We start from the raw sequence: 20,863 nt of genomic DNA, 5'->3' as shown, positions 1-20,863 counted from the left end.
GAGCTTATGGCAAACAATCGTTCGTCCATAAGCAAATTTCTCTCCTTGAAAACCCTTCCAGAAGGCTTGTAGGGCATATTAAATAATCAATCCAGTAATCAGAATTCGTTGAGCGAAAAACAAAAAGACAGACAAATATGTAGCATTAAAGCAAATCCAGCCCATTCCTCTGTCATAATGCAATATACGATTGGTTACTTAACGGTTAGAAATGGTAGTTTGAATTTACAGCAAGAGAAACAACAGACTAAATCAACCGCATACGATGGAATATTTCGTTATATTTGCCCCACAAACAATAAAACAACCATGATCACCAGAAGATTAAACACACTACACATTTTATGCGTCGGCATCTTGTTTTTAGTTACCGGATGCGCTTCTGATTCCATAAAATCCGGGTATATTGAAGTAGACAACGGCTCGCTTTACTATGAAGAATTGGGCAAAGGCGAACCGATTATTTTGATACACGGACACTCGCTCGACCATCGGATGTGGGATACTCAGTTTGAAGTATTCGCCAAGCAATACCGGGTTATTCGCTATGATTCGCGCGGATATGGGCGTTCGTCGCAACAACAGGAAGGCTATCAGTTTACACACGCTGCCGATTTAGTAAAGCTCATGAATGCGCTACACATAGACAAGGCACACATTGTAGGACTATCTATGGGCGGTTTTATTGGTGCAGATATGCTGGGCTATTATCCCGAACGGGTAAAGTCGGCTGTGCTGGCAAGTGGAAACATCCGGAAGTCGCCCGGACCAAGTACTCCTATGGACGAGGAAGAAGCTACTCGTCGCGAACAGGAGATTGCCGAACTAAAGGCCAAAGGTGTTGATGTTATGAAGCGCGAATGGTTTGAAGGATTAATGAATTCGGGAGGTACTCAGCGCGAACGTATGCGCGAACCACTTTGGCAGATGATTAGCGATTGGAGCGCATGGCAACCCTTGCACAAAGAGGCACGTGTTATTATTGGACTGGATGCCTATGCGGCTTTGAAAGAAAAATGTCCCAAAGTACCCGTACTGCTTATAGCGGGTAATGCACCGGGCAATCGCTACGCAGAGCACCCAGACATATTAAACTACCTGCCGAATGGCAAACAAATAGTACTCGACGATTGTGGGCACATGCTGAACATGGAGCAGCCGGAAGCGTTTAATGCAGCGGTGATGGAGTTTATTACAAAGTAAATTCCATTCCATCATACGCCAGATATACATCTGCCGGTAGGTTTTTCTGCACCTCATCATGCAATCCTATATGATGGCTCATGTGGATAAGGTATGTCTGCTTGGGCGCGATGCGCTTCACAACTCCCAATGCTTCTTCCAATGTTTGGTGAGACAGATGTGGCATACTACGTAGCGCATTAAGTATCAGAACCTCAACACCTTCCAGTTGCTTAAAACTTTCTTCGGGCATGGTAAGCATATCGGTGATATAAGCTATTTTGCCAATGCGATAGCCCAAAATAGGCATACGTCCGTGCATTACGCGAATGGGCAAGATAGACGTTTTATTAATTGCGAAAGGTATGCCGGGCGTAATTTCTTCCAAATAGATATTGGGCACACCCGGATAACGATGTTCGGCAAAACAGTAGGGCATACGTAGTCGCAACGCGTCCGAAGTGTATTTTTCGGCATAGAGCGGTACTTCACCAAAACGGCAGAAAGGGCGCAAATCATCCAACCCACCCACATGGTCGTAATGCTCGTGGGTAATGAGTACGCCGTCTATCTTCCCAAAAGGCGTGTGCAACATTTGTTCGCGAAAGTCGGGACCACAGTCTATCAGTATAGTAGCATCGTCGGTATAGACAATAGCAGAAGCGCGCAGGCGCTTGTCTTTAGCGTTGGCAGAGGTACAAACCTCACAAGTACAACCTATCTCGGGCACGCCGGTAGAGGTTCCGCTTCCAAGTATCTTAACCCGCATGATTAACCGACTGCTTTTACTTCGGGAGAGATGGCTATACCAAATTTATCCAATACGGATTGCTGTACAGCAGCCGACAAACGGAGAATATCTTCGCCTGTAGCCCCTCCACGGTTTACTAAAACGAGCGCTTGCTTATCATGTACACCTGCCGCACCGATTGCCTTACCTTTCCAGCCACATTGGTCAATCATCCAACCGGCAGGAATCTTCACACGGTCGGCATCCACATCGTAATGTGGCATAGCAGGATATTGAATCTTTAAGGAGTCGAAAACAGCACGCGGAACGACGGGGTTCATAAAAAAGCTACCGGCATTGCCTTGTTCTTTGGGATCGGGCAATTTGCTGGAACGTATCTTCCGAACAACTTCGCGCACCACTGCCAACGTCACAGCAGGATATTGCTTCAATTCTTCTCGAATGGTGCCATAATCAAGCAAGAAACGCTCTGACTTCCCAAGTTTGAAAACCACTTGCGTAACAAATGTATTTTGCAGTTGCTTAAAAATACTTTGACGATAGGAAAATCCACACTCCGCGTTAGTATAAGTTCGTTCCTCACCTTGCAAATTGATGGTATCAACCGATACAATCAGGTCTTTTACCTCTGCGCCATAGGCACCGATGTTTTGAACAGCACTGGCTCCTACTTCACCGGGAATGTCGGTAAGGTTCTCTGCACCATACCAATTGCGTGCTACACAATACGCCACAAAGTCATCCCACACAACACCCGAACCTACTCTCAGGTAAACAGCCTCCTCGTTTTCCTCTACTACTTCGATACCTGTGATGCGCGAATGAAGTATCACACCCGGATAATCGTTCTTAAAAAGCAGATTGCTTCCTCCGCCAATATGCAGGCAGGGCTGGGTTATTTGTTTTTGTTGGATGAGTTCGCGCAGTTCATTTACCGTTTCATATTCCAGAAAGCGGGCGGTTTTTACATCAATTCCAAAAGTATTGTGTGCCAATAAGGAGTAGTTTTCGTAGACGTGTATCATATTTGTTATGTAGTTAATTGCTTGTGTCTTCAAACTTGTACAACTGCCAGGATTTACCTTTTCGACGGAAGAAGAGGGTATTCTCAAATCCGTTTGCTATGCCTTTGAGTTGTACTATTTTATGACCGCTGCGTTGATCTATCTTTTGCCCATAATAAATGTTGGTGATGCGTTCTTTGGGAAGTATGGGTCTGAACGCCAGCCATTGATCTTCGTCAATAGTAGCCTGAATCACGCTAAAATCATCGTCAGGGTCGGTAGTTACAAACTCCAACGGAATGTGAGTGTGTTTTAATTGAAACAAACTATCGTTAGTAAACTTGTAGAAGAACTCCACAAAGTCCCGATTCATGCCCAATTCGAAAACCCGCTGATTAATAGCCTCCAGCATCCAGCGTCCACTCAACCGTTGAAAGTAGTATTTCCGCGCCTCCAGTGTTTTCAGGTTTATCCATTCCATCTGAATTGAGGTATGAACTGTATCCTCCAACATATCGAGCTCACCCTCTTCGTCGAGTATGATGGTATAGTACGAACGATCAAAAAAGAGCGTGTCCGTCTGAAAGCATTCTTTATCAATGGTGTACGTAGAGTCTTCGTCGTAATAATAAAGAGGAAAGAGCGTACGGTCTATTTGCTGCTCTTCATCAAAGGCAAAAGCTATGATAAAGTCGCCAAAGTTTTCGTTCTTTGGAGGAGCTGGCTTGGGAATCAGTTCGTCATAAATATCTTCTTTCTCAGGAATAGTATCTACCGGCACAACAACCGTGTCTACTTCTTCTATTACAGAAGGAGTAGTTGTCGACTCTTTTTCTTTCTTTTTGCTGTCGCATGAAAAGAAAAGTAGCACAGAAAGTATGTATATCGCAAATCTTCGCATCAGAAACTTAATTATGGTAGCGACAGGCTCTCTATGAATTGCAGGGCAAAGGTACTTTTTTCTGAAACATCCGACAAACAGATATTGTTTATTCCAACAAAATTAATGTTCTTTGCATAAACTTCTAATTGTACAATCTTATGTATGGAAAAATAAAAGAACATCTCGCAGATACGTTAAGCGAGATAAAAGAGGCAGGATTATTTAAAGAAGAACGCCTTATAGAGAGTCCACAACAAGCTGCTATTCAAGTAAAAGGTAAGGAAGTACTTAATTTTTGCGCCAATAACTACCTGGGACTTTCAGACCATCCCCGATTGATTAAAGCTGCCAAAGAAATCATGGATGAACGTGGATTCGGTATGTCTTCCGTGCGTTTCATTTGTGGCACACAAGATATTCATAAAGAGCTGGAAGCAGCTATCAGCGACTACTTCAAAACCGAAGATACCATTCTTTACGCTGCTTGCTTCGATGCCAACGGGGGTGTTTTTGAGCCACTCTTCACTGAAGAAGATGCCATTATTTCGGATGCTTTGAACCATGCCTCTATTATTGATGGGGTTCGTTTATGCAAAGCTAAACGGTACCGTTATGCTAATGCCGATATGGAGGAATTAGAGAAATGCCTGCAAGAATCTCAAGCACAACGTTTTCGCATCATAGTAACCGATGGTGTATTCTCTATGGATGGCAATGTAGCCCAAATGGATAAGATATGTGCCCTTGCCGATAAATACGACGCGCTGGTAATGGTAGACGAATGTCACTCGGCAGGTGTAGTTGGGGCCACAGGACGTGGAGTCAGCGAATTATTCAACACTTACGGGCAGGTAGATATCTACACAGGTACGTTGGGTAAAGCATTTGGCGGTGCTATGGGTGGCTTTACCACAGGTCGCAAAGAGATTATAGAGTTGCTTCGCCAACGCAGTCGTCCATACCTGTTTTCCAACTCATTGGCACCTGCTATTGTAGGAGCCAGTTTGGAAATGTTCAAGATACTGAAAGAAAGCAATGAATTACACGATAAACTTGTAGCAAATGTAAGTTACTTCAGAGATAAGATGATTGCTGCCGGTTTTGACATTAAACCAACGCAAAGCGCTATTTGTGCGGTGATGTTGTATGATGCCAAATTATCACAAGACTTTGCCGCACGTATGCAGGATGAAGGAATTTTTGTTACAGGTTTCTATTATCCGGTAGTACCACAAGGACAAGCACGTATCCGCGTACAATTATCGGCAGGGCATGACAAGAAACATCTGGATAAATGTATTGAAGCATTTATAAAAGTGGGAAAAGAGCTTGGTGTATTGAAATAGAGAATGATACACCCTGATACAATTCATCCTCCTACTTTCTCTTAAGAGCTAAATAGGAGGATGAATTCTTATTGGATAAAGCGAAGTTGCTATTTTCTTTCTACAACTGATCAGACAAATATGCCTTGGGCAATTCCCGGCAATTATACTGCGAGGCCATAATCTCGCCATACGCTCCAGCCGAACGAAGCGCAATTAAATCACCACGTTTCGTAGCATTCAACCTTACTCCTTTCGCAAACACATCCGACGATTCGCAGATAGGACCTACCACATCGTATTCTTCTAAAGGCTCTTCCGAAGTTATGTTTTCAATCTGGTGAGAAGCTTGATACAGAGCAGGACGAATCAAATCTGTCATCCCCGCATCGAGTATGGCGAATTGTTTGTTGGCACCTTGCTTTACATAAAGCACTTTGCTTATCAAACTACCACACTGCCCGGTAATAGCACGTCCCAACTCAAAGTGAAGAGTTTGGTGAGGGTATAATTTCAGATGCTTGGCATAGGTCGCGAAATAAGCGGCAAAACTCGGCATGTAGTTTTCATTTGGATATTTGTAATCTATTCCAAGTCCACCACCCACATTGATGTGTTCTACATGAACACCACGCACATGAAGTTTTTCTTGCAGTTCGTTCACACGATGGCTTAATGCTTCAAAATCGGTCATATCCAGTATCTGTGAACCAATATGAAAATGAAGTCCCACAAACTTCACATGATCCATACTAATAGCCAGTTCTACTATGCGTTCCATATCCGCCATGCTAATACCAAATTTATTTTCGGCAAGCCCAGTGGTTATATTAGCATGCGTGTGCGCGCTTACATTCGGATTAATGCGAAAAGCTACGTTAGCAACCTTTCCTTTTGCTGCTGCCAGCTCATTGATAACTTCCAGTTCGGGAATAGACTCTACGTTGAAGCAAAAGATATTGTTATCAAGTCCCAAATTGATTTCCCAATCGGCTTTACCTACACCGGCAAAAACAATTTTATCGGATGGAACACCCGCTGCAATTGCTGCACGAATTTCTCCTCCGCTCACGCAGTCTGCTCCCAATCCATTTTCGCGGATAATGGTAAGTATATCATGATTTGCATTCGCCTTAACTGCATAGTGCACACAAAAATTTGGATATTTAGCAACCTCTTTATTTACGCAAGCTAAAGTCTCACGCAGCACTTTTGTATCGTAATAATAAAAAGGAGTTTGCAGTTCGTTGAATTTATCAACCGGAAATGTTCCTTTCATAAGCGTTTTACTTTCCATTGAACAACTTGTCGCTTAATGCCTGAAGAGCAGCATTCTTATCACATTCGCGAATTAAGAAAGAAATGTTGTAGTTGCTTCCGCCATACGAAATCATACGAACCGGAATATTTTTCATGGCAGCTACCGCTTTAGCCTCAAAGCCAAGGTTCTCCCACTCCAAATCACCAACCACACAAATGATACACATGTCTTGATCTACAGTTACGGTACCATATTTCTTCAACTCGTCGATGATGTGATTAAGGTTTTTATCGTTGTCAATAGTTACCGAAACACCAACCTCCGAAGTACAAACCATATCTACCGATGTTTGGTTTGCCTCGAATATCTCGAACACCTTACGCATAAAGCCATGCGCCAATAGCATCCGACTTGATTTAATTTTTATTGCTGTGATATTTTCTTTTGCTGCTACAGCTTTAATCTTCCCTTTTTCTGTTTCATTAGAAATCAATGTTCCCGGAGCTGTTGGTTCCATTGTATTAAGCAAACGAACAGGGATATTAGCATACTTAGCTGGCTGTATGCAAGTAGGATGAAGAATTTTCGCACCAAAATAAGCTAATTCCGCTGCTTCTTCAAAATGAAGTTGACGAACAGGAGCTGTTTGGTCAACAATACGTGGGTCATTGTTGTGCATGCCATCGATATCTGTCCATATCTGAATTTCGGAAGAGTGGATTGCCGCACCAATCAATGAAGCCGTATAGTCGCTTCCACCACGCTGCAAGTTGTCTATTTCTCCGTAGGCATTACGACAGATATACCCTTGTGTTATGAAAAGTTCCGCTTCGGGAAACACCTCCAACTGTTGTTGTAGTTTCTCCTTTATATAAACAGGATCCGGTTCAGCATTTTTGTCAGTGCGCATAAATTCCAATGCAGGAATCAATGCCGATTTCACGCCACACTCTTGTAAGTAACAATTCATCATGTGTGTAGAAATCAATTCGCCCTGTGCTAATACAACTTTTTCTTCAAACATCGTGAATAAGTCTTTTGTAAAGGAACGGATGTAATCGAAATACGTTTTTATTATTTCATATCCTTTAGCCTTATACTCATCCGTATTATACAATTCGTTCACATGTTGTTTGTATTTTGCCTCTAGTTTGTTGATTACTTCGTTGGCTCCATCCGGATTCTTTTTATACAAATAATCCGATATCTCTACCAGAGAATTGGTTGTACCCGACATAGCCGACAGCACCACTATCTTTCGTTCTCCACCTGTAATCAACTTGGCTACTTCTCTTATTCGTTGAGCCGAGCCCACTGATGTTCCTCCAAACTTTAAAACTTTCATTCTTCGTCCGTGTTAAAAAAGTTATATAAGTAATTTATCTATTCATTTTTGGCATATTCGGCAGTAACATTCTCTATCTGATGCTTTTCGCAACGATAAACCGTCCCTGGAAATTCTTGTAACAATGACAAATTGTGCGTAGACATCACCACCAATGCTCCATTCTCACTTCGGGCATGCAGCAAGCGCACAATAGCCTTACCCGTTTCCGGATCTAAGTTCCCCGTGGGTTCATCTGCCAATATTATCTCAGGCGAGTTAAGAATAGCTCGCGCTATCACAATACGTTGTTGTTCGCCTCCCGAAAGTTCATTAGGTAATTTATAGCCTTTGTTCTCCATGCCCACTTCCAGTAAGACTTCACTGATACGTTCTTTTATCTGTTCTTTATTTTTCCAGCCTGTGGCTTTCAAGACAAACTCCAGGTTATCATATATAGTCCTATCGGTAAGCAACTGAAAATCCTGAAACACAATGCCCAGTTTTCGTCTGAGCTGCGGAATTTGTTTACGTTTGATATTGCGCATATCAAACCCCATAACTCTTGCTTCTCCGCTTTTCACATCCAATTCGCCATAAAATGTCTTCAGCAGACTACTCTTGCCTGCTCCGACTTTCCCAATAAGATAGACGAACTCGCCTTTATGCAACTCAACAGCTACTTCATTGAGCACGCAGTGTTCTTGTTGGTACACATCAACATTCTTATATTGAATCAGTGTTTCTTCCATGTAGCACTATGTCTTACTTTTAATTCCCGAACCAAATCTTCAATACCCAGTCCCTTGCTTGTAAGCATAACAATCAGGTGATACAACATATCCGAACCTTCGTATACCATGCGTTCATTGGTTCCGTTGGTTGCTTCGATAATCATCTCAACCGCCTCTTCGCCTACCTTTTGTGCCATTTTATTGATACCCGATTCAAACAAACTAGTAGTATATGAACCTTCGGGCATTTCGGCATGACGTGTATTGATAAAGTTCTGAAGTTCTTTCAGAAAAAGTATATCTTCTTGGTTTTTTTCACCCCAGCAGGTATCTGTTCCAGTATGGCATACTGGCCCTACGGGGTTTACTTTTATAAGCAGTGTATCATCATCACAGTCTGTTTGAATAGATACCACCTGCAAGAAGTTGCCACTCTCCTCTCCTTTTGTCCACAAACGGTTCTTTGTGCGACTAAAAAAAGTAACCTTGCCACTATCCAATGTTTTCTGATAAGCTTCTTCATTCATATAGCCCAGCATCAACACTTTGCTCGTGCAATTATCTTGAATAATAGCCGGAACAAGTCCGTTCATTTTATTGAAATCCATAATCCTTCCTTCTTACAATTACTTTTTCCGCACAAAGATATGATTTTAATTCGGGAATTTTTATCTCTCCAAAGTGAAAAACGCTTGCAGCCAATGCAGCGTCCGCTTTTCCTATTAAGAAAGCATCCCGAAAATGCTCTGGTTTCCCTGCCCCACCCGAAGCTATTACCGGTATTGAAAGCTGTGCAGCAAGCGCAGCTAAAGCCTCGTTGGCATACCCGGTCTTAACTCCGTCGTGATTCATACTGGTAAAAAGTATTTCACCAACTCCACGTTCTTGTCCTTCGTGCGCCCAACTTATTAGTTTCTTTTCTGTTTCTATGCGACCACCATTAAGGTAGCATTTCCAATCACTATCCGTTTGCTTTGCATCAATAGCCAACACACACACTTGCGAACCAAAATGTTTGGCTATTTCGTCAATCAATTGCGGATTGCGAATAGCCGAAGAGTTGATAGAAATTTTGTCCGCGCCTGCATTCAACAAACGCTCCACATCACTTAGTTCATTGATTCCGCCACCAACTGTAAATGGTATATTTATGCTGGCAGCAATTTTGCTTACCAATTCTGTGAATGTTTTACGACCTTCATAACTGGCTGTAATATCCAGAAACACCAGTTCATCGGCTCCTTGTTCACTATATGCACGTCCCAATTCCACCGGATCGCCCGCTTGGCGTAGGTTCACAAAATTGGTACCCTTTACCGTTTGTCCGTCCTTGATATCTAAGCAAGGAATAATTCTTTTTGCTAGCATTACAGAAAACGTATTAAATCTTTTAATTGAATTTTCCCTTCATAAATAGCCTTCCCGAATATCACAGCAGGTAGCTTGGCTTCTTCCAACGCTATAATATCGTCTATATTGCTGACCCCGCCACTTGCAATAAGATAAAGATTTGGATGTTCGGCCAACATCTCTTTATAAAGTTGCGTAGAAGGGCCTTGCAGCATACCGTCTTTACTAATATCGGTACAGATTACTTTCTCTACTCCATTATTAATATAGCTGGTCAAAAACGGGAAAAGATCTTGTGTGGTTTCATCTTTCCAACCATTTACGGCTATTTTTCGTTCTTTCACATCCGCCCCCAAAATAATTTTCGCAGCTCCATATTGATTGAGCCACTTTAAAAACAACTCGGGATTCTTCACTGCCAGACTACCAATTGTAACCATTTCCGCACCATTTTCAAAAGCAACAACCAAATCTTCGTCGCTCTTCACGCCGCCACCAAAATCAACAATCAGTGAAGTACGTGTAGCTATTCGTTCCAAAACGCGATAGTTTACTATGTGTTGCGAAACTGCTCCATCCAAGTCTACAACGTGCAAACGGCGAATTCCATGGTCTTCAAACTCTTTTGCCACCTCTACAGGATCTTCATTATACACTTTTTTCGAGTTGTAATCGCCTTGCGACAGGCGAACACATTTCCCGTCGATAATATCAATAGCAGGAATAAGTTCTATCATGGTTGGATATTTAAAAAGTTCTGTAAAATACGTTCGCCCACACTTCCACTCTTTTCCGGATGAAACTGCGTAGCATAGAAATTATCTTTGTGCAGTGCAGCACTGAAAGGTTGAATATAATCTGTTTCGGCAGCTGTCCATGAGCACAATGGCACATAGAAGCTATGCACAAAATAGACAAATTCATCTTGATCAAAACCTTTGAATAGTTGACTATTGGTTTGCCGGAGGGTATTCCAGCCCATATGCGGTACTTTATCCTCGTGCTTGGTGGGAACAAAACGCTTCACATCCACATCAAAGATAGCCAATGCGTCGGCATCACCTTCTTCGGAATGACGGCACATTAGTTGCATTCCTAAGCAGATGCCAAGTACCGGTTGCTTCAAACTTTTTATCAACACATCCAACCCCTCCTTACGCAAGTGGTTCATTGTTGTTGCCGCCTCGCCCACACCAGGGAATATTACTTTATCGGCTTTGCGCAACACCGACTTATCCGCAGTTATAACAGCTTCAACCCCCAAGCGTTTCAAAGCATAGTCTACCGAACGAATATTGCCCGCATTGTATTTTATAATCGCTACATTCATCTTATTCTTAACTAAATACAACTGTTTTGTTTTTATACACTAGTGTTTTACGCTCAATATGCTTTTGCACGGCACGCGATAATACTATCTTTTCCAAATCCTTACCTTTATTTACCAGCTCGCCCACCGCATCTCGATGTGTTATGCGTACTACATCTTGTTCGATAATAGGTCCGGCATCAAGTTCGGTAGTAATGTAATGACTGGTTGCTCCAATGATTTTCACACCTCTTTCAAACGCCGCATGATAAGGTTTTGCACCCACAAATGCCGGAAGAAAAGAGTGATGAATATTGATAATCTTATCCGGATAAGATTTTATCATATCCTCAGAAATCACTTGCATATATCTTGCCAATACAATAAACGAGATTTTATGCTGCCGAAGCAATTCCATCTCCTTCGCCTCTTGCTCTTGCTTATTCTCCTTTGTTATAGGAAGCACATGAAACGGGATATTAAAACGATCGGCAACATGCTTCAAATCGGGATGATTGCTGATAATCAAAGGAATCTCCACATCCCACTCGCCCGCCGAGTAGCGCGCCAATATATCATAGAGACAATGCGACAGTTTAGACACAAAGATAGCCATTCTGGGCTTCACTTCCGAGAAATAAAGCCTGAAGTGCATGCCATATCGTTGCCCATACAACGTGTGAAAATAATCTTCTATTTTCTCTTTAGGGACAAGAAACTCATCCAAGTCCCACTCAATACGCATAAAAAACATCTCCTCAACACGATCTACGTGCTGCTCCAAATATATAATATTTCCTTTATTAACCGTAATAAAGTCTGTAACTTCGGCAATAATGCCCGGTTGGTCGGGACAAAAAAGCAACAGTTTGGCTGTATTCATTTCTAAATTAACAATTCATTTGTCAGATTATCAATAATCAGACCGCAAAAGTAACGAATTATTGCTCAACAGACAAAAGAACAAACAATAAGTTTACAACGAAAGGGAAAATTGAAACAAATAGATTAAAACAACAGCAACATCAAACCCATGCTATGAAGTGGTTGTAGAGAGCCTCATAAGCATTGTATTTTCTCACTGAGTTTTGCTTTACATCTCACTGAGTTTTGAACCATTTCTGACTGAGTTTTGAACCATTTCTCACTGCTTTTTACTAAAAAAAACAGTCAGAAAATTAGCCGTTAAAACTCTGTGAAGGCAAAAACAGAGGGTCTTCACACGTAACCAACTCACAGTCATCTACTTATTGCGTTTTGTGAAGGTGAAGACCTATTTAGAAAAACTACATTTGGAGTGGATATTAACCCATTGGCAAGTTTTGCTCGGCACTTGGTTTTGCCTACCTTTGCGAGATTCTCACTATCTTTGCAAACACTTTAAGTTTTCAAAAGAACCTTAATGGATAAATCAATCGAAGTTAATTCACTCACTATCGGCTATTTTGGAAAGAAGAAAAACAAAATAGTAGCCGAAAACATCCATGCATCCATCAATCAAGGAGAACTTACTTGTTTGTTGGGGACTAACGGAATTGGCAAATCCACTCTTTTGCGAACACTTTCTGCTTTTCAGCCCAAACTTACAGGAGATATTTATATACAAGGAAAGAAAATAGAAGAATACTCCACTCATCAATTAGCACAGCTAATCAGTGTTGTACTTACCGATCGTTTGGATGTTCGGAACATGACTGCAGAAGAACTCATCGGACTGGGAAGAAGCCCGTATACCGGATTTTGGGGAACACTTGACGATGAAAATAATCAGATTGTAAAACAGGCCATTTCAATGATTCACATCGAAGAGTTGTCCAACCGCATGGTACATACTCTTAGTGATGGTGAGCGACAAAAAGTAATGATCGCCAAAGCACTTGCACAAGACACTCCTATCATCTTCCTCGATGAGCCAACCGCTTTTCTCGATTTCCCTAGTAAGGTGGAGATTATGCAGCTACTTCACCAGCTCAGCCGCGAAACAAACAAAACAATCTTTCTATCGACACATGACCTCGAACTTGCACTACAAATAGCCGACAAACTTTGGGTGATGGATAAGGCGTATGGTGTAACTATCGGAACACCCGAGGATCTTTCATTAAGCGGCAAGCTGAATACTTTCTTTGGACGCAAAGGGGTTAGCTTCGATACAGAAACCGGACTTTTCCGCGTAAACAACGAATACACCCATCAAATAAAACTAAACGGAGAAGGAAGCAGATACACTATGACACAAAAAGCGCTTGCTCGAAATAACATCTTAGCAAACAACCAAATAGAATCTTCGTGTCGCATTGAAATAAACGATGAACTATACCTTATATATATAGGAGATAATACGCCAATTCATGTCTCAAATATTGAAGAGTTACTGTTTATAGTAAAAGAGAATCTAAAACCAAGCGTTTCTTTATAAACACACACAACACACTTACGAAGAACAAGGACGATAAGGTATGCTAAACCAGAAAGTAGAACCCACCCCTTCTTCGGACTCCACACCAATCGTACCACCAAGCTGTTCTACAATTACTTGACAAATGGAAAGCCCAAGTCCGGTCCCTTGTGCAAAGCTATGCAGCTTCACAAAACGTTCGAAGATGGATTTCTGCCTTTCTTTAGGAATACCAATACCGGTATCGGTAACATAAAAATAGAGAAAGCCCTTTCGCTTTTCATCCATTCGATAGCCGAAACGAATACTTCCTTTCTCTGTAAACTTCATGGCATTACTAATAAAGTTAGTTAACACCTGCGTCAAGCGGTTTCTTTCCGAGTTAAGACAGCAATATGGCAAGCCCGATTCAAATACAATATCTACATTTGGGTTGGATTGCTTCAAACGCATAGTACTTTCTTCAGTACTCATGAGGTCATTAAGATTAAAATCCGAGTAGATAAACTCAAGTGTGCCTGCCTCTATCTTTGAAAGGTCTAATATATCACCTATTAACTGAAGTAGCAATTGGTTATTCTTCTCAATGATACTTACATATTCTTTTTTCTCTTCGGGATCGTCTGTTGTTTCTAAAATACTGGAGAATCCTACAATTGCATTGAGCGGCGTACGTATTTCATGACTCATATTGGCAAGAAAAGCCGACTTTAAGCGATTGGAATCTTCTGCTTTCTCTTTAGCTATTGCCAATTCCTTATTTATCTTTTCGCGTTCGTCATTGTGGGTATTGATTTGATTTAGCATCTGTACAACAGAACTTTCAAGCACCAATACTTCATCGGTCTTGTTCCGTCTACTACTATCTATGTATTTCGTATAATCTATTTTATAATTCCCCTTTATTATCTGATTAGCAATAGCCGTTACACCTTTTATCGCATTAATAGACTTATAGACAGAGGAATACACACCAAGCGTTAGCAGTAAACAAATAATTCCTCCTATCAACAAAATAATTTTACTGATGTCTCGCGCATTACGATATAAAGGTTCTACCGGTTTGTCTACAAGTAAATACACAGGCTCTACTGTGTTCTCATCATTAATGGGGGAAATATAAATGAAAGATTCACCATCAAACAGTAGCGATTTGTTTTCACCAACATAAGGAATATCCTTGAGTAATGCCTCTCGCATCGCATCCTCATCTTTGAAATCACATAAATCAAAGATAACTTTACCAATCATAGTTTCTTGCCGAGAATAAAGAATTTCCCCTTGTTTGTCTACAAGTACAACTCCTTGCTGGTTTTCAATTTGCATTTCACTCAAGAACCCATAATAATTTCCATAAAAGGCATCAGCCCCAATAACTCCAACTATTACATCGCCTTGCTTTATGGGGTAGCTCAATGTTGACACATAAACAGTTCCGCCTATTTCACCATAATCATATACACCAACATTGTTAAAATAGAAACTACCAGACTGCATGGGTACGTTATACCAAGGTGCGGCCGCATTTTCCAAATCAACATAACCTGTAGTATCCAAAAAATCCACCATCTCGCCATCCACAATGGTTACATCCATCATAAACCAATCTTCGGTAACAAAACCCTTTTCCAATGCAATAAAAACGCTATATAAATCGGGTTGCACCTTCAGGAATGTGGTAAGCACTTTTTTTACCTGATCGCGATAATCAGAAGCTTTGTGATCGAGCATTTTTATTTGTTCACCTGCTAAGATTAACGATGCAGAGTTATCAAAGAAGGTTGAATTTACTACTTTAGAAACTTGATTGGCGTAAAAAACGGATTCTTCCTCTACTTTCTGTTTTGTGTTTTTATACAATAGGTCTGAAGAAAACCACAACAAGAAGGATAATAAAAGGACTAAAGGAGTTAGAGTCGAAAAGAGTATCTTCGAGAATAATGTGTCATTTTTAAAAGTAATCGCCATTCCGATTTGCGTATAGTAGGTAGGTATTATTTTGCAAATGTAATAAAAGTTTTATATAACACAATATAGTATGGTATGAATGGCAAAAGCATTAGCTAATCCAAAAGTCTAAAACCTACTCGACCCATCAAAACAATGGGTGCATACCTTACACTTGGGTAGTCCTATAGCCTCAATCAATGTTTCAAGGGAATTAAACTTTAGTGTGGTTAGCTTTAAACGCTTAGCTATCACATCTACCATTTGCTGATATTGTGGCGAACCAGTAGTTGCGTATTTTTCGAGATTCTTATTCTCATCACCTTCCAGTTCTTTAATAACCTGACGGGTGATAAGTTCGAGATTACTCTTGGAAGCAGTAAAACCAATAAACGGGCAGGCGTAAATCAGTGGCGGACAACCAATACGCATATGTACCTCCTTAACTCCGTACTCAAATAACACTTTTACATTATCACGAAGCTGTGTTCCTCTAACGATAGAGTCATCACAAAATATGATACGTCTATTTTCTAATATGGTACGATTGGGAATCAGTTTCATACGCGCTACAAGGTCGCGCATTTCTTGATTACTGGGAGTAAAGCTACGTGGCCATGTAGGTGTATATTTGCTAATAGCTCTCCTGTAAGGAACACCCATACCTTGTGCATAACCAAGTCCTTGTCCTATTCCAGAATCGGGAATACCACAAACATAATCCACATCCGAAGTATCGCCAACACCCATTTTATATCCGCTGGCATTGCGTACATCTTCTACATTACGTCCTTCGTAGCACGAATTTGGGAAACCATAATACACCCACAAGAAAGAACAAAATTGCATCTCCTCGTTGGGCTTACGCATTTGCTCGGTTCTATCTTCATAAATACGAACTATTTCACCCGGTCCTAAATCGGCAATGTGTTCGAAATCGAGATTAGGAAAACTACACGACTCACTACTTACTGCATACGCGCCCTCTTTTTTACCAATAGCAATCGGTGTGCGTCCCAGTTTATCGCGTGCAGCAATAATGCCATCCTCTGTCAGCAGCAGCATGGAGCAAGAACCTTTTATCTTATTATATACATTCTCAATTCCCTCTACAAAGGTTTTTCCCTGAATAATAAGTAGTGCAATTAACTCAGTCTGATTGGTATTGCCGGAGCTTAGTTCGGCAAAATGCATATTCTGGCTGAGAAGTTCTTCTTCGAGTTCGGAAAGATTGGTTATTTTGGCTACGGTAACAATGGCGAATTTGCCAAGATGTGAGTTGATGATGATAGGTTGCGCGTCGGTATCGCTAATGATACCTATCCCCGCATTTCCGGAAAACTTATTTAGCCCGGGTTCAAATTTATTTCGGAAGTAAGCACTTTCTAAGTTATGTATGGCTCTGATAAATCCTTTTTCTTTGCAATAAGTGGCCATACCACCGCGTTTTGTACCCAAGTGCGAATTATAGTCTGTTCCATAAAATAAGTCTGTCACACAACTTGCTTTCTGCACTGTTCCGAAAAAACCTCCCATCGATATATGTATTTATGTTCTCTATATTTGAAGCGCAAAAATACAAAAAGAATTCACCAATCTGTTATCTTTGTGCTGTGAAAATAGCAAAAGAATGAAAAAAGGAAAGGTAAATACCACACGAATCGGCAAGATTGCCCCTCCCGCGCTTACAGATGAGATAGAAACACGCACAGAGCTGGGACGTATCTTTATGCAAGAAGATATCATTGAACACATCCGCAGTGAGAAAGAGATGGTGAATATGATGAACCGCCCCTACCTCACCGTGCGAGATTGCGTTTTCTATAACTGTCTCTTTATGGACTGCTTCTTCGCATCGGCACAGCTTAGCGATGTAAGTTTTGTAAACTGCGATCTTTCCAATGTATCTTTTGCGCAAAGTTCCCTGCATAGAGTTTCGTTTGAATCGTGTAAATTGGTGGGCACCAACCTTTCCGAAGCCACGCTCAATCACATCACAATGAGTAATTGCAATAACAGATATATCAACCTATCCATGAGCAAGATAACAAAAGTTCGTTTTGCCGATTGCGACCTCCAAAGCGGAAGCTTTATGGAATGTAGATTCTCCGAAGTACAGTTCGAGAACTGCCTATTGGTAGAAACTGAGTTTATACGCACACCTTTAAATGGAGTTGACTTACGCACATCCCGCATTGAAGGCATCCAAGTACAAATAGCCGATTTGCGTGGAGCTATCGTCAGTACAGCACAAGCATTGGAACTGCTTCCGTTACTAAAAATGAGAATAGAAGATTGAAAAGGTCGCGTTAATTTATCAAAAAGCTAATTTGATAATATCACAACTAATCACTACTTTTGCAACAAAATAATCGCTCGCACAAAAGCGCATCGGTTGTTGTCAAACAGTATAGAAAGAAAAACAATAGTATTTACTTTATTTAATTACAAAACAAATGAGAATAGAAAAAATTTTCGGTAGAGAAATTCTCGATTCAAGAGGGAACCCAACCGTAGAGGTAGATGTAACATTAGAGTGTGGTGTAACAGGACGTGCTTCTGTTCCATCGGGTGCATCAACAGGCGAAAACGAAGCTCTTGAGCTTCGCGATGGTGACAAAAAGCGTTACTTGGGTAAAGGTGTATTGAAAGCTGTTGAAAACATCAACAATACAATTGCTCCACATCTCGTAGGCATGAGCGCACTCGACCAAAGAGGTATCGACTATGCTATGATTAATCTTGATGGTACTCCTACCAAATCAAAGCTTGGTGCTAACGCTATTCTTGGCGTTTCATTGGCTGTAGCAAAAGCTGCTGCTAATTATCTTGAAATGCCTCTTTACAGATACATCGGCGGAACAAACACATATGTACTTCCTGTTCCTATGATGAACATCATCAACGGTGGTTCGCACAGTGATGCTCCTATTGCATTCCAAGAATTTATGATTCGTCCGGTAGGTGCTTGCTGCTTCCGCGAAGCATTGCGTATGGGTGCTGAAGTATTCCACGCTTTGAAGAAAGTATTGCACGATCGTGGTTTGAGCACTGCTGTAGGTGACGAAGGTGGTTTCGCTCCAACTCTCGAAGGTACCGAAGATGCATTGAACTCTATTCTTGCTGCTATCAAAGCTGCAGGCTACGAACCAGGAAAAGACATCACAATCGGTCTTGACTGTGCTGCTTCTGAGTTCTACAAAGATGGTATCTATGACTACAGCAAGTTCGAAGGCGCTACAGGTAAAAAACGTACTGCTGCCGAACAAGTAGACTACCTCGAAGAACTAATCAACAAATTCCCTATCGACTCTATCGAAGACGGTATGAACGAAAACGACTGGGATGGTTGGAAAGCTCTTACAGAACGCATTGGCGACCGTTGTCAGTTAGTAGGTGACGACTTGTTCGTAACCAACGTGAAGTTCCTTTCTAAAGGTATCGAAATGGGTTGCGCAAACTCAATCCTTATCAAAGTGAACCAAATTGGTTCATTGACCGAAACGCTTGAAGCTATCGAAATGGCTCACCGTCATGGATACACCAGCGTTACTTCTCACCGTTCGGGAGAAACAGAAGATGCTACAATTGCCGACATCGCAGTAGCTACTAACAGCGGACAAATCAAAACCGGTTCTTTGAGCCGTTCTGACCGTATGGCTAAATACAACCAATTGCTTCGCATTGAAGAAGAATTGGGTTGCCGTGCAGTTTATGGTTACAAAAGAGTGAAATAAATCTCCTCTTTGGAGTTTATTCATAGAATAATGATTGAAGGAAGGTGCATCGAGAGGTGCGCCTTCTTTTTTGCATAAAACAAAAAGAATTATTAACTTGGCAGCAAATAAATTCACAAACAAATGAAACACAAATCTTTTATCCTCCTGCTTAGCCTGCTGGCGATTCTTTTTTCGTGCGCACCTAAGCCAACCGACAATTCAGTTATATTCTTTCCTGCCAATGGCGCAAAAGAAGTAAACCCGGACACACAGTTGAAAATCACCTTTGCCGAAGAGTCCACGTTGGGCAACAAAGGAGTTATCCGCATATACGAAGCGGGCACCAATCGCTTGGTGGAATCTTTGGATATGAGCATACCTGCCGGTCCCGACCAAAGCAATCCGGATATGATTCGCAAGAAAGCTGCCGACTACACAAAAGAGCCTTACGTGTACGAAACAACCAACTACACCAACGCCAATACAGTACCAGGCACTCCATCGGGTCTTGCCATGCGCGATACTACGCTCTACCAGCTAACGATTATCGGACGATTTACAGATGGGTTTCGTTTTTACCCCATTATCATCCGCGAGCATACCGCAACAATCTATCCACACCACAACCTGTTGGAGTATGGCAAAGAGTATTATGTAACCATAGATAGTGGAGTGCTCTCTACCGAGAAGAACGATTTTCAAGGTATACAATCGAATGCTGTTTGGCGTTTCAAAACAAAAAAGAAAGCACCGGCAGCTACTGCTCGCAAGCTAATAGTTAGCGCTGACGGAAGTGGCGATTTCAACACCGTGCAAGGAGCTATGGATTTTATTCCTGATTTCAGCAAGGAGCGATACGAAGTTTTTATCAAAAATGGAAACTACGAAGAGCTTGTTTACTTCCGCAACAAACAAAACGTAACCTTGAAAGGTGAAAGTCGCGAAGGAGTAGTGGTGCACTATGCCAATAACGAAACGTTTAACCCCCACCCCATTAACCTGAAAACAAACGAATGGCCGGGCACATTCCCATCTCGACGAGCCGCTTTCGCTGCCGACAATTGCTACGACCTTCGTTTTGAAGACATGACCATTCAAACAACTCTAAAAGGACAAGCCGAGGGATTGTTGATTATGGGCGAACGCAACTACCTGAAGAATGTTCATATCATTGGTTCGGGAGATGCTTTGCAAGCTAACGGATCGGTATATCTTGAAAATTGCAGAATAGATGGCGATGGCGACACGATACTGGGACGCGGTCCGGGTTACTATTCAAACTGCACGCTATATAGTCGCGGCCCTTTTATGTGGATAAGAAATACAGATGCCAATCATGGAAATGTATTCGTGAATTGTGCCTTCTACGGACAAGGTAATGGCGCGGTTATTGCCCGTACCTCTGCCAATCATGGAAAAGGATACCCCTACTCCGAAGCCGTTCTAATAAACTGCACGTTGGATAATATAAAACCCGAAGGTTGGGGCGGCATCAGTGGCAACACCAGCCACTTGCACTACTGGGAATATAACAGTCGTACAACAGATGGAAACCCGGTAGACGTATCGCAACGCCATCCGTTATCCCGCCAACTCTCCGCCGAGAAAGACGGAGAGCTTATTCGGAATTATACTAATCCAGAATTTGTACTAGGTTGGAAACCAGAGATATAATA

The 20,863-nt window shown here is 41.6% G+C and carries 19 protein-coding genes; 6 read left to right on the top strand and 13 right to left on the bottom strand.

All coding sequences use genetic code 11. From position 1 onward, the window contains the following. Positions 1 to 177 precede the first annotated feature (177 nt). Complete coding sequence (locus tag D0T50_RS03170) at positions 178 to 1,203, top strand: alpha/beta fold hydrolase (protein WP_203558173.1); 1,026 nt, start codon at positions 178 to 180, stop codon at positions 1,201 to 1,203. On the opposite strand, the gene D0T50_RS03165 is transcribed toward D0T50_RS03170, so the two are convergent. Genes D0T50_RS03165 through D0T50_RS03155 form a run of 3 tightly spaced genes read right to left on the bottom strand, consistent with a single transcriptional unit; the run spans position 1,193 to position 3,838 of the window. Further along, positions 1,193 to 1,951, bottom strand: a complete 759-nt coding sequence (locus D0T50_RS03165) for an MBL fold metallo-hydrolase (RefSeq protein ID WP_163221902.1) — start codon at positions 1,949 to 1,951, stop codon at positions 1,193 to 1,195. The genes D0T50_RS03170 and D0T50_RS03165 overlap by 11 nt on opposite strands. Before the next feature lie 2 nt (positions 1,952 to 1,953). Next, positions 1,954 to 2,958 (bottom strand): UDP-N-acetylmuramate dehydrogenase, encoded by a 1,005-nt coding sequence (murB, locus tag D0T50_RS03160; RefSeq protein ID WP_163221900.1) that lies wholly within the window; start codon positions 2,956 to 2,958, stop codon positions 1,954 to 1,956. A 13-nt stretch (positions 2,959 to 2,971) separates the two neighbouring features. Beyond that, positions 2,972 to 3,838 carry a DUF4348 domain-containing protein gene (locus D0T50_RS03155; RefSeq protein ID WP_163221897.1) on the bottom strand — a complete coding sequence of 289 codons (867 nt, stop codon included), beginning with the start codon at positions 3,836 to 3,838 and terminating at the stop codon, positions 2,972 to 2,974. A gap of 140 nt (positions 3,839 to 3,978) precedes the next feature. Between D0T50_RS03155 and kbl the strand changes: the two genes are divergently transcribed. After that, the gene (gene kbl, locus D0T50_RS03150; RefSeq protein ID WP_163221895.1) at positions 3,979 to 5,166 is read left to right on the top strand and encodes a glycine C-acetyltransferase; all 1,188 of its coding nucleotides are present in this window, start codon (positions 3,979 to 3,981) and stop codon (positions 5,164 to 5,166) included. Positions 5,167 to 5,266: 100 nt separating this feature from the next. Here kbl and lysA read toward each other — a convergent pair whose 3' ends face one another. Genes lysA through purU form a run of 8 tightly spaced genes read right to left on the bottom strand, consistent with a single transcriptional unit; the run spans position 5,267 to position 12,006 of the window. Further along, positions 5,267 to 6,424: a diaminopimelate decarboxylase gene (gene lysA, locus D0T50_RS03145; protein ID WP_163221892.1), complete on the bottom strand. Its 1,158-nt coding sequence runs from the start codon at positions 6,422 to 6,424 to the stop codon at positions 5,267 to 5,269. A 7-nt stretch (positions 6,425 to 6,431) separates the two neighbouring features. Next, the gene (locus tag D0T50_RS03140) at positions 6,432 to 7,751 is read right to left on the bottom strand and encodes an aspartate kinase (protein WP_163221890.1); all 1,320 of its coding nucleotides are present in this window, start codon (positions 7,749 to 7,751) and stop codon (positions 6,432 to 6,434) included. Between the two features lie 38 nt (positions 7,752 to 7,789). Then, the gene (locus D0T50_RS03135; protein WP_163221888.1) at positions 7,790 to 8,482 is read right to left on the bottom strand and encodes a cell division ATP-binding protein FtsE; all 693 of its coding nucleotides are present in this window, start codon (positions 8,480 to 8,482) and stop codon (positions 7,790 to 7,792) included. Beyond that, positions 8,467 to 9,072 carry a bifunctional phosphoribosyl-AMP cyclohydrolase/phosphoribosyl-ATP diphosphatase HisIE gene (gene hisIE, locus D0T50_RS03130; protein ID WP_163221886.1) on the bottom strand — a complete coding sequence of 202 codons (606 nt, stop codon included), beginning with the start codon at positions 9,070 to 9,072 and terminating at the stop codon, positions 8,467 to 8,469. The genes D0T50_RS03135 and hisIE overlap by 16 nt, the downstream gene beginning before the upstream one ends. Continuing rightward, a complete protein-coding gene (hisF, locus tag D0T50_RS03125) occupies positions 9,059 to 9,832 on the bottom strand; it encodes an imidazole glycerol phosphate synthase subunit HisF (protein WP_163221883.1) in 774 nt (257 codons plus the stop codon). Before hisF ends, hisIE begins: the two co-directional genes overlap by 14 nt. Next, positions 9,832 to 10,551: a 1-(5-phosphoribosyl)-5-[(5-phosphoribosylamino)methylideneamino]imidazole-4-carboxamide isomerase gene (gene hisA, locus D0T50_RS03120; RefSeq protein WP_163221881.1), complete on the bottom strand. Its 720-nt coding sequence runs from the start codon at positions 10,549 to 10,551 to the stop codon at positions 9,832 to 9,834. The genes hisF and hisA overlap by 1 nt, the downstream gene beginning before the upstream one ends. After that, entirely contained in the window at positions 10,548 to 11,144 is a 597-nt protein-coding gene (gene hisH / locus D0T50_RS03115) for an imidazole glycerol phosphate synthase subunit HisH (protein ID WP_163221879.1), read from the bottom strand. The genes hisA and hisH overlap by 4 nt, the downstream gene beginning before the upstream one ends. Before the next feature lie 7 nt (positions 11,145 to 11,151). After that, a complete protein-coding gene (gene purU / locus D0T50_RS03110) occupies positions 11,152 to 12,006 on the bottom strand; it encodes a formyltetrahydrofolate deformylase (protein ID WP_163221877.1) in 855 nt (284 codons plus the stop codon). Positions 12,007 to 12,525: 519 nt separating this feature from the next. On the opposite strand from purU, the gene D0T50_RS03105 reads away from it, so the two are divergent. Continuing rightward, on the top strand, positions 12,526 to 13,542 hold the full coding sequence (locus D0T50_RS03105) for an ABC transporter ATP-binding protein (RefSeq protein ID WP_163221876.1): 1,017 nt from the start codon (positions 12,526 to 12,528) through the stop codon (positions 13,540 to 13,542). A gap of 15 nt (positions 13,543 to 13,557) precedes the next feature. Here D0T50_RS03105 and D0T50_RS13920 read toward each other — a convergent pair whose 3' ends face one another. Both D0T50_RS13920 and D0T50_RS03095 read right to left on the bottom strand, forming a co-directional pair. Beyond that, positions 13,558 to 15,489, bottom strand: coding sequence for an ATP-binding protein (locus tag D0T50_RS13920; RefSeq protein ID WP_370520865.1), 1,932 nt, complete (start codon positions 15,487 to 15,489; stop codon positions 13,558 to 13,560). A gap of 108 nt (positions 15,490 to 15,597) precedes the next feature. Beyond that, complete coding sequence (locus tag D0T50_RS03095) at positions 15,598 to 17,004, bottom strand: amidophosphoribosyltransferase (RefSeq protein WP_163221874.1); 1,407 nt, start codon at positions 17,002 to 17,004, stop codon at positions 15,598 to 15,600. 94 nt (positions 17,005 to 17,098) lie between these two features. On the opposite strand from D0T50_RS03095, the gene D0T50_RS03090 reads away from it, so the two are divergent. The 3 genes from D0T50_RS03090 (at position 17,099) to D0T50_RS03080 (ending at position 20,861) form a co-directional block, all read left to right on the top strand. Beyond that, positions 17,099 to 17,767 (top strand): pentapeptide repeat-containing protein, encoded by a 669-nt coding sequence (locus D0T50_RS03090; protein ID WP_163221872.1) that lies wholly within the window; start codon positions 17,099 to 17,101, stop codon positions 17,765 to 17,767. A gap of 157 nt (positions 17,768 to 17,924) precedes the next feature. Further along, positions 17,925 to 19,205: a phosphopyruvate hydratase gene (gene eno / locus D0T50_RS03085; RefSeq protein WP_163221870.1), complete on the top strand. Its 1,281-nt coding sequence runs from the start codon at positions 17,925 to 17,927 to the stop codon at positions 19,203 to 19,205. A gap of 123 nt (positions 19,206 to 19,328) precedes the next feature. Beyond that, positions 19,329 to 20,861, top strand: a complete 1,533-nt coding sequence (locus D0T50_RS03080; RefSeq protein ID WP_163221869.1) for a pectinesterase family protein — start codon at positions 19,329 to 19,331, stop codon at positions 20,859 to 20,861. The last annotated feature ends 2 nt before the right edge of the window (positions 20,862 to 20,863 follow it).

Origin of the sequence: Bacteroides sp. 214, from assembly GCF_010501015.1 — a bacterium.
Lineage (GTDB): Bacteria > Bacteroidota > Bacteroidia > Bacteroidales > Bacteroidaceae > Bacteroides.
The sequence above is the reverse complement of the archived record's forward strand: the minus strand, read 5'-3'. Positions and strand labels throughout refer to the sequence as shown.

Excerpts from the sequence above, each read along its gene's own strand:
- D0T50_RS03095 (WP_163221874.1), bottom strand. The coding sequence starts at position 17,004 with ATGGGAGGTTTTTTCGGAACAGTGCAGAAAGCAAGTTGTGTGACAGAC.
- hisF (WP_163221883.1), bottom strand. The coding sequence starts at position 9,832 with ATGCTAGCAAAAAGAATTATTCCTTGCTTAGATATCAAGGACGGACAA.
- kbl (WP_163221895.1), top strand. The coding sequence starts at position 3,979 with ATGTATGGAAAAATAAAAGAACATCTCGCAGATACGTTAAGCGAGATA.
- D0T50_RS13920 (WP_370520865.1), bottom strand. The coding sequence starts at position 15,489 with ATGGCGATTACTTTTAAAAATGACACATTATTCTCGAAGATACTCTTT.
- D0T50_RS03135 (WP_163221888.1), bottom strand. The coding sequence starts at position 8,482 with ATGGAAGAAACACTGATTCAATATAAGAATGTTGATGTGTACCAACAA.
- D0T50_RS03165 (WP_163221902.1), bottom strand. The coding sequence starts at position 1,951 with ATGCGGGTTAAGATACTTGGAAGCGGAACCTCTACCGGCGTGCCCGAG.
- hisA (WP_163221881.1), bottom strand. The coding sequence starts at position 10,551 with ATGATAGAACTTATTCCTGCTATTGATATTATCGACGGGAAATGTGTT.
- D0T50_RS03080 (WP_163221869.1), top strand. The coding sequence starts at position 19,329 with ATGAAACACAAATCTTTTATCCTCCTGCTTAGCCTGCTGGCGATTCTT.
- D0T50_RS03090 (WP_163221872.1), top strand. The coding sequence starts at position 17,099 with ATGAAAAAAGGAAAGGTAAATACCACACGAATCGGCAAGATTGCCCCT.
- eno (WP_163221870.1), top strand. The coding sequence starts at position 17,925 with ATGAGAATAGAAAAAATTTTCGGTAGAGAAATTCTCGATTCAAGAGGG.
- D0T50_RS03105 (WP_163221876.1), top strand. The coding sequence starts at position 12,526 with ATGGATAAATCAATCGAAGTTAATTCACTCACTATCGGCTATTTTGGA.
- hisH (WP_163221879.1), bottom strand. The coding sequence starts at position 11,144 with ATGAATGTAGCGATTATAAAATACAATGCGGGCAATATTCGTTCGGTA.
- D0T50_RS03170 (WP_203558173.1), top strand. The coding sequence starts at position 178 with ATGCAATATACGATTGGTTACTTAACGGTTAGAAATGGTAGTTTGAAT.
- D0T50_RS03155 (WP_163221897.1), bottom strand. The coding sequence starts at position 3,838 with ATGCGAAGATTTGCGATATACATACTTTCTGTGCTACTTTTCTTTTCA.
- hisIE (WP_163221886.1), bottom strand. The coding sequence starts at position 9,072 with ATGGATTTCAATAAAATGAACGGACTTGTTCCGGCTATTATTCAAGAT.
- lysA (WP_163221892.1), bottom strand. The coding sequence starts at position 6,424 with ATGAAAGGAACATTTCCGGTTGATAAATTCAACGAACTGCAAACTCCT.
- D0T50_RS03140 (WP_163221890.1), bottom strand. The coding sequence starts at position 7,751 with ATGAAAGTTTTAAAGTTTGGAGGAACATCAGTGGGCTCGGCTCAACGA.
- murB (WP_163221900.1), bottom strand. The coding sequence starts at position 2,958 with ATGATACACGTCTACGAAAACTACTCCTTATTGGCACACAATACTTTT.
- purU (WP_163221877.1), bottom strand. The coding sequence starts at position 12,006 with ATGAATACAGCCAAACTGTTGCTTTTTTGTCCCGACCAACCGGGCATT.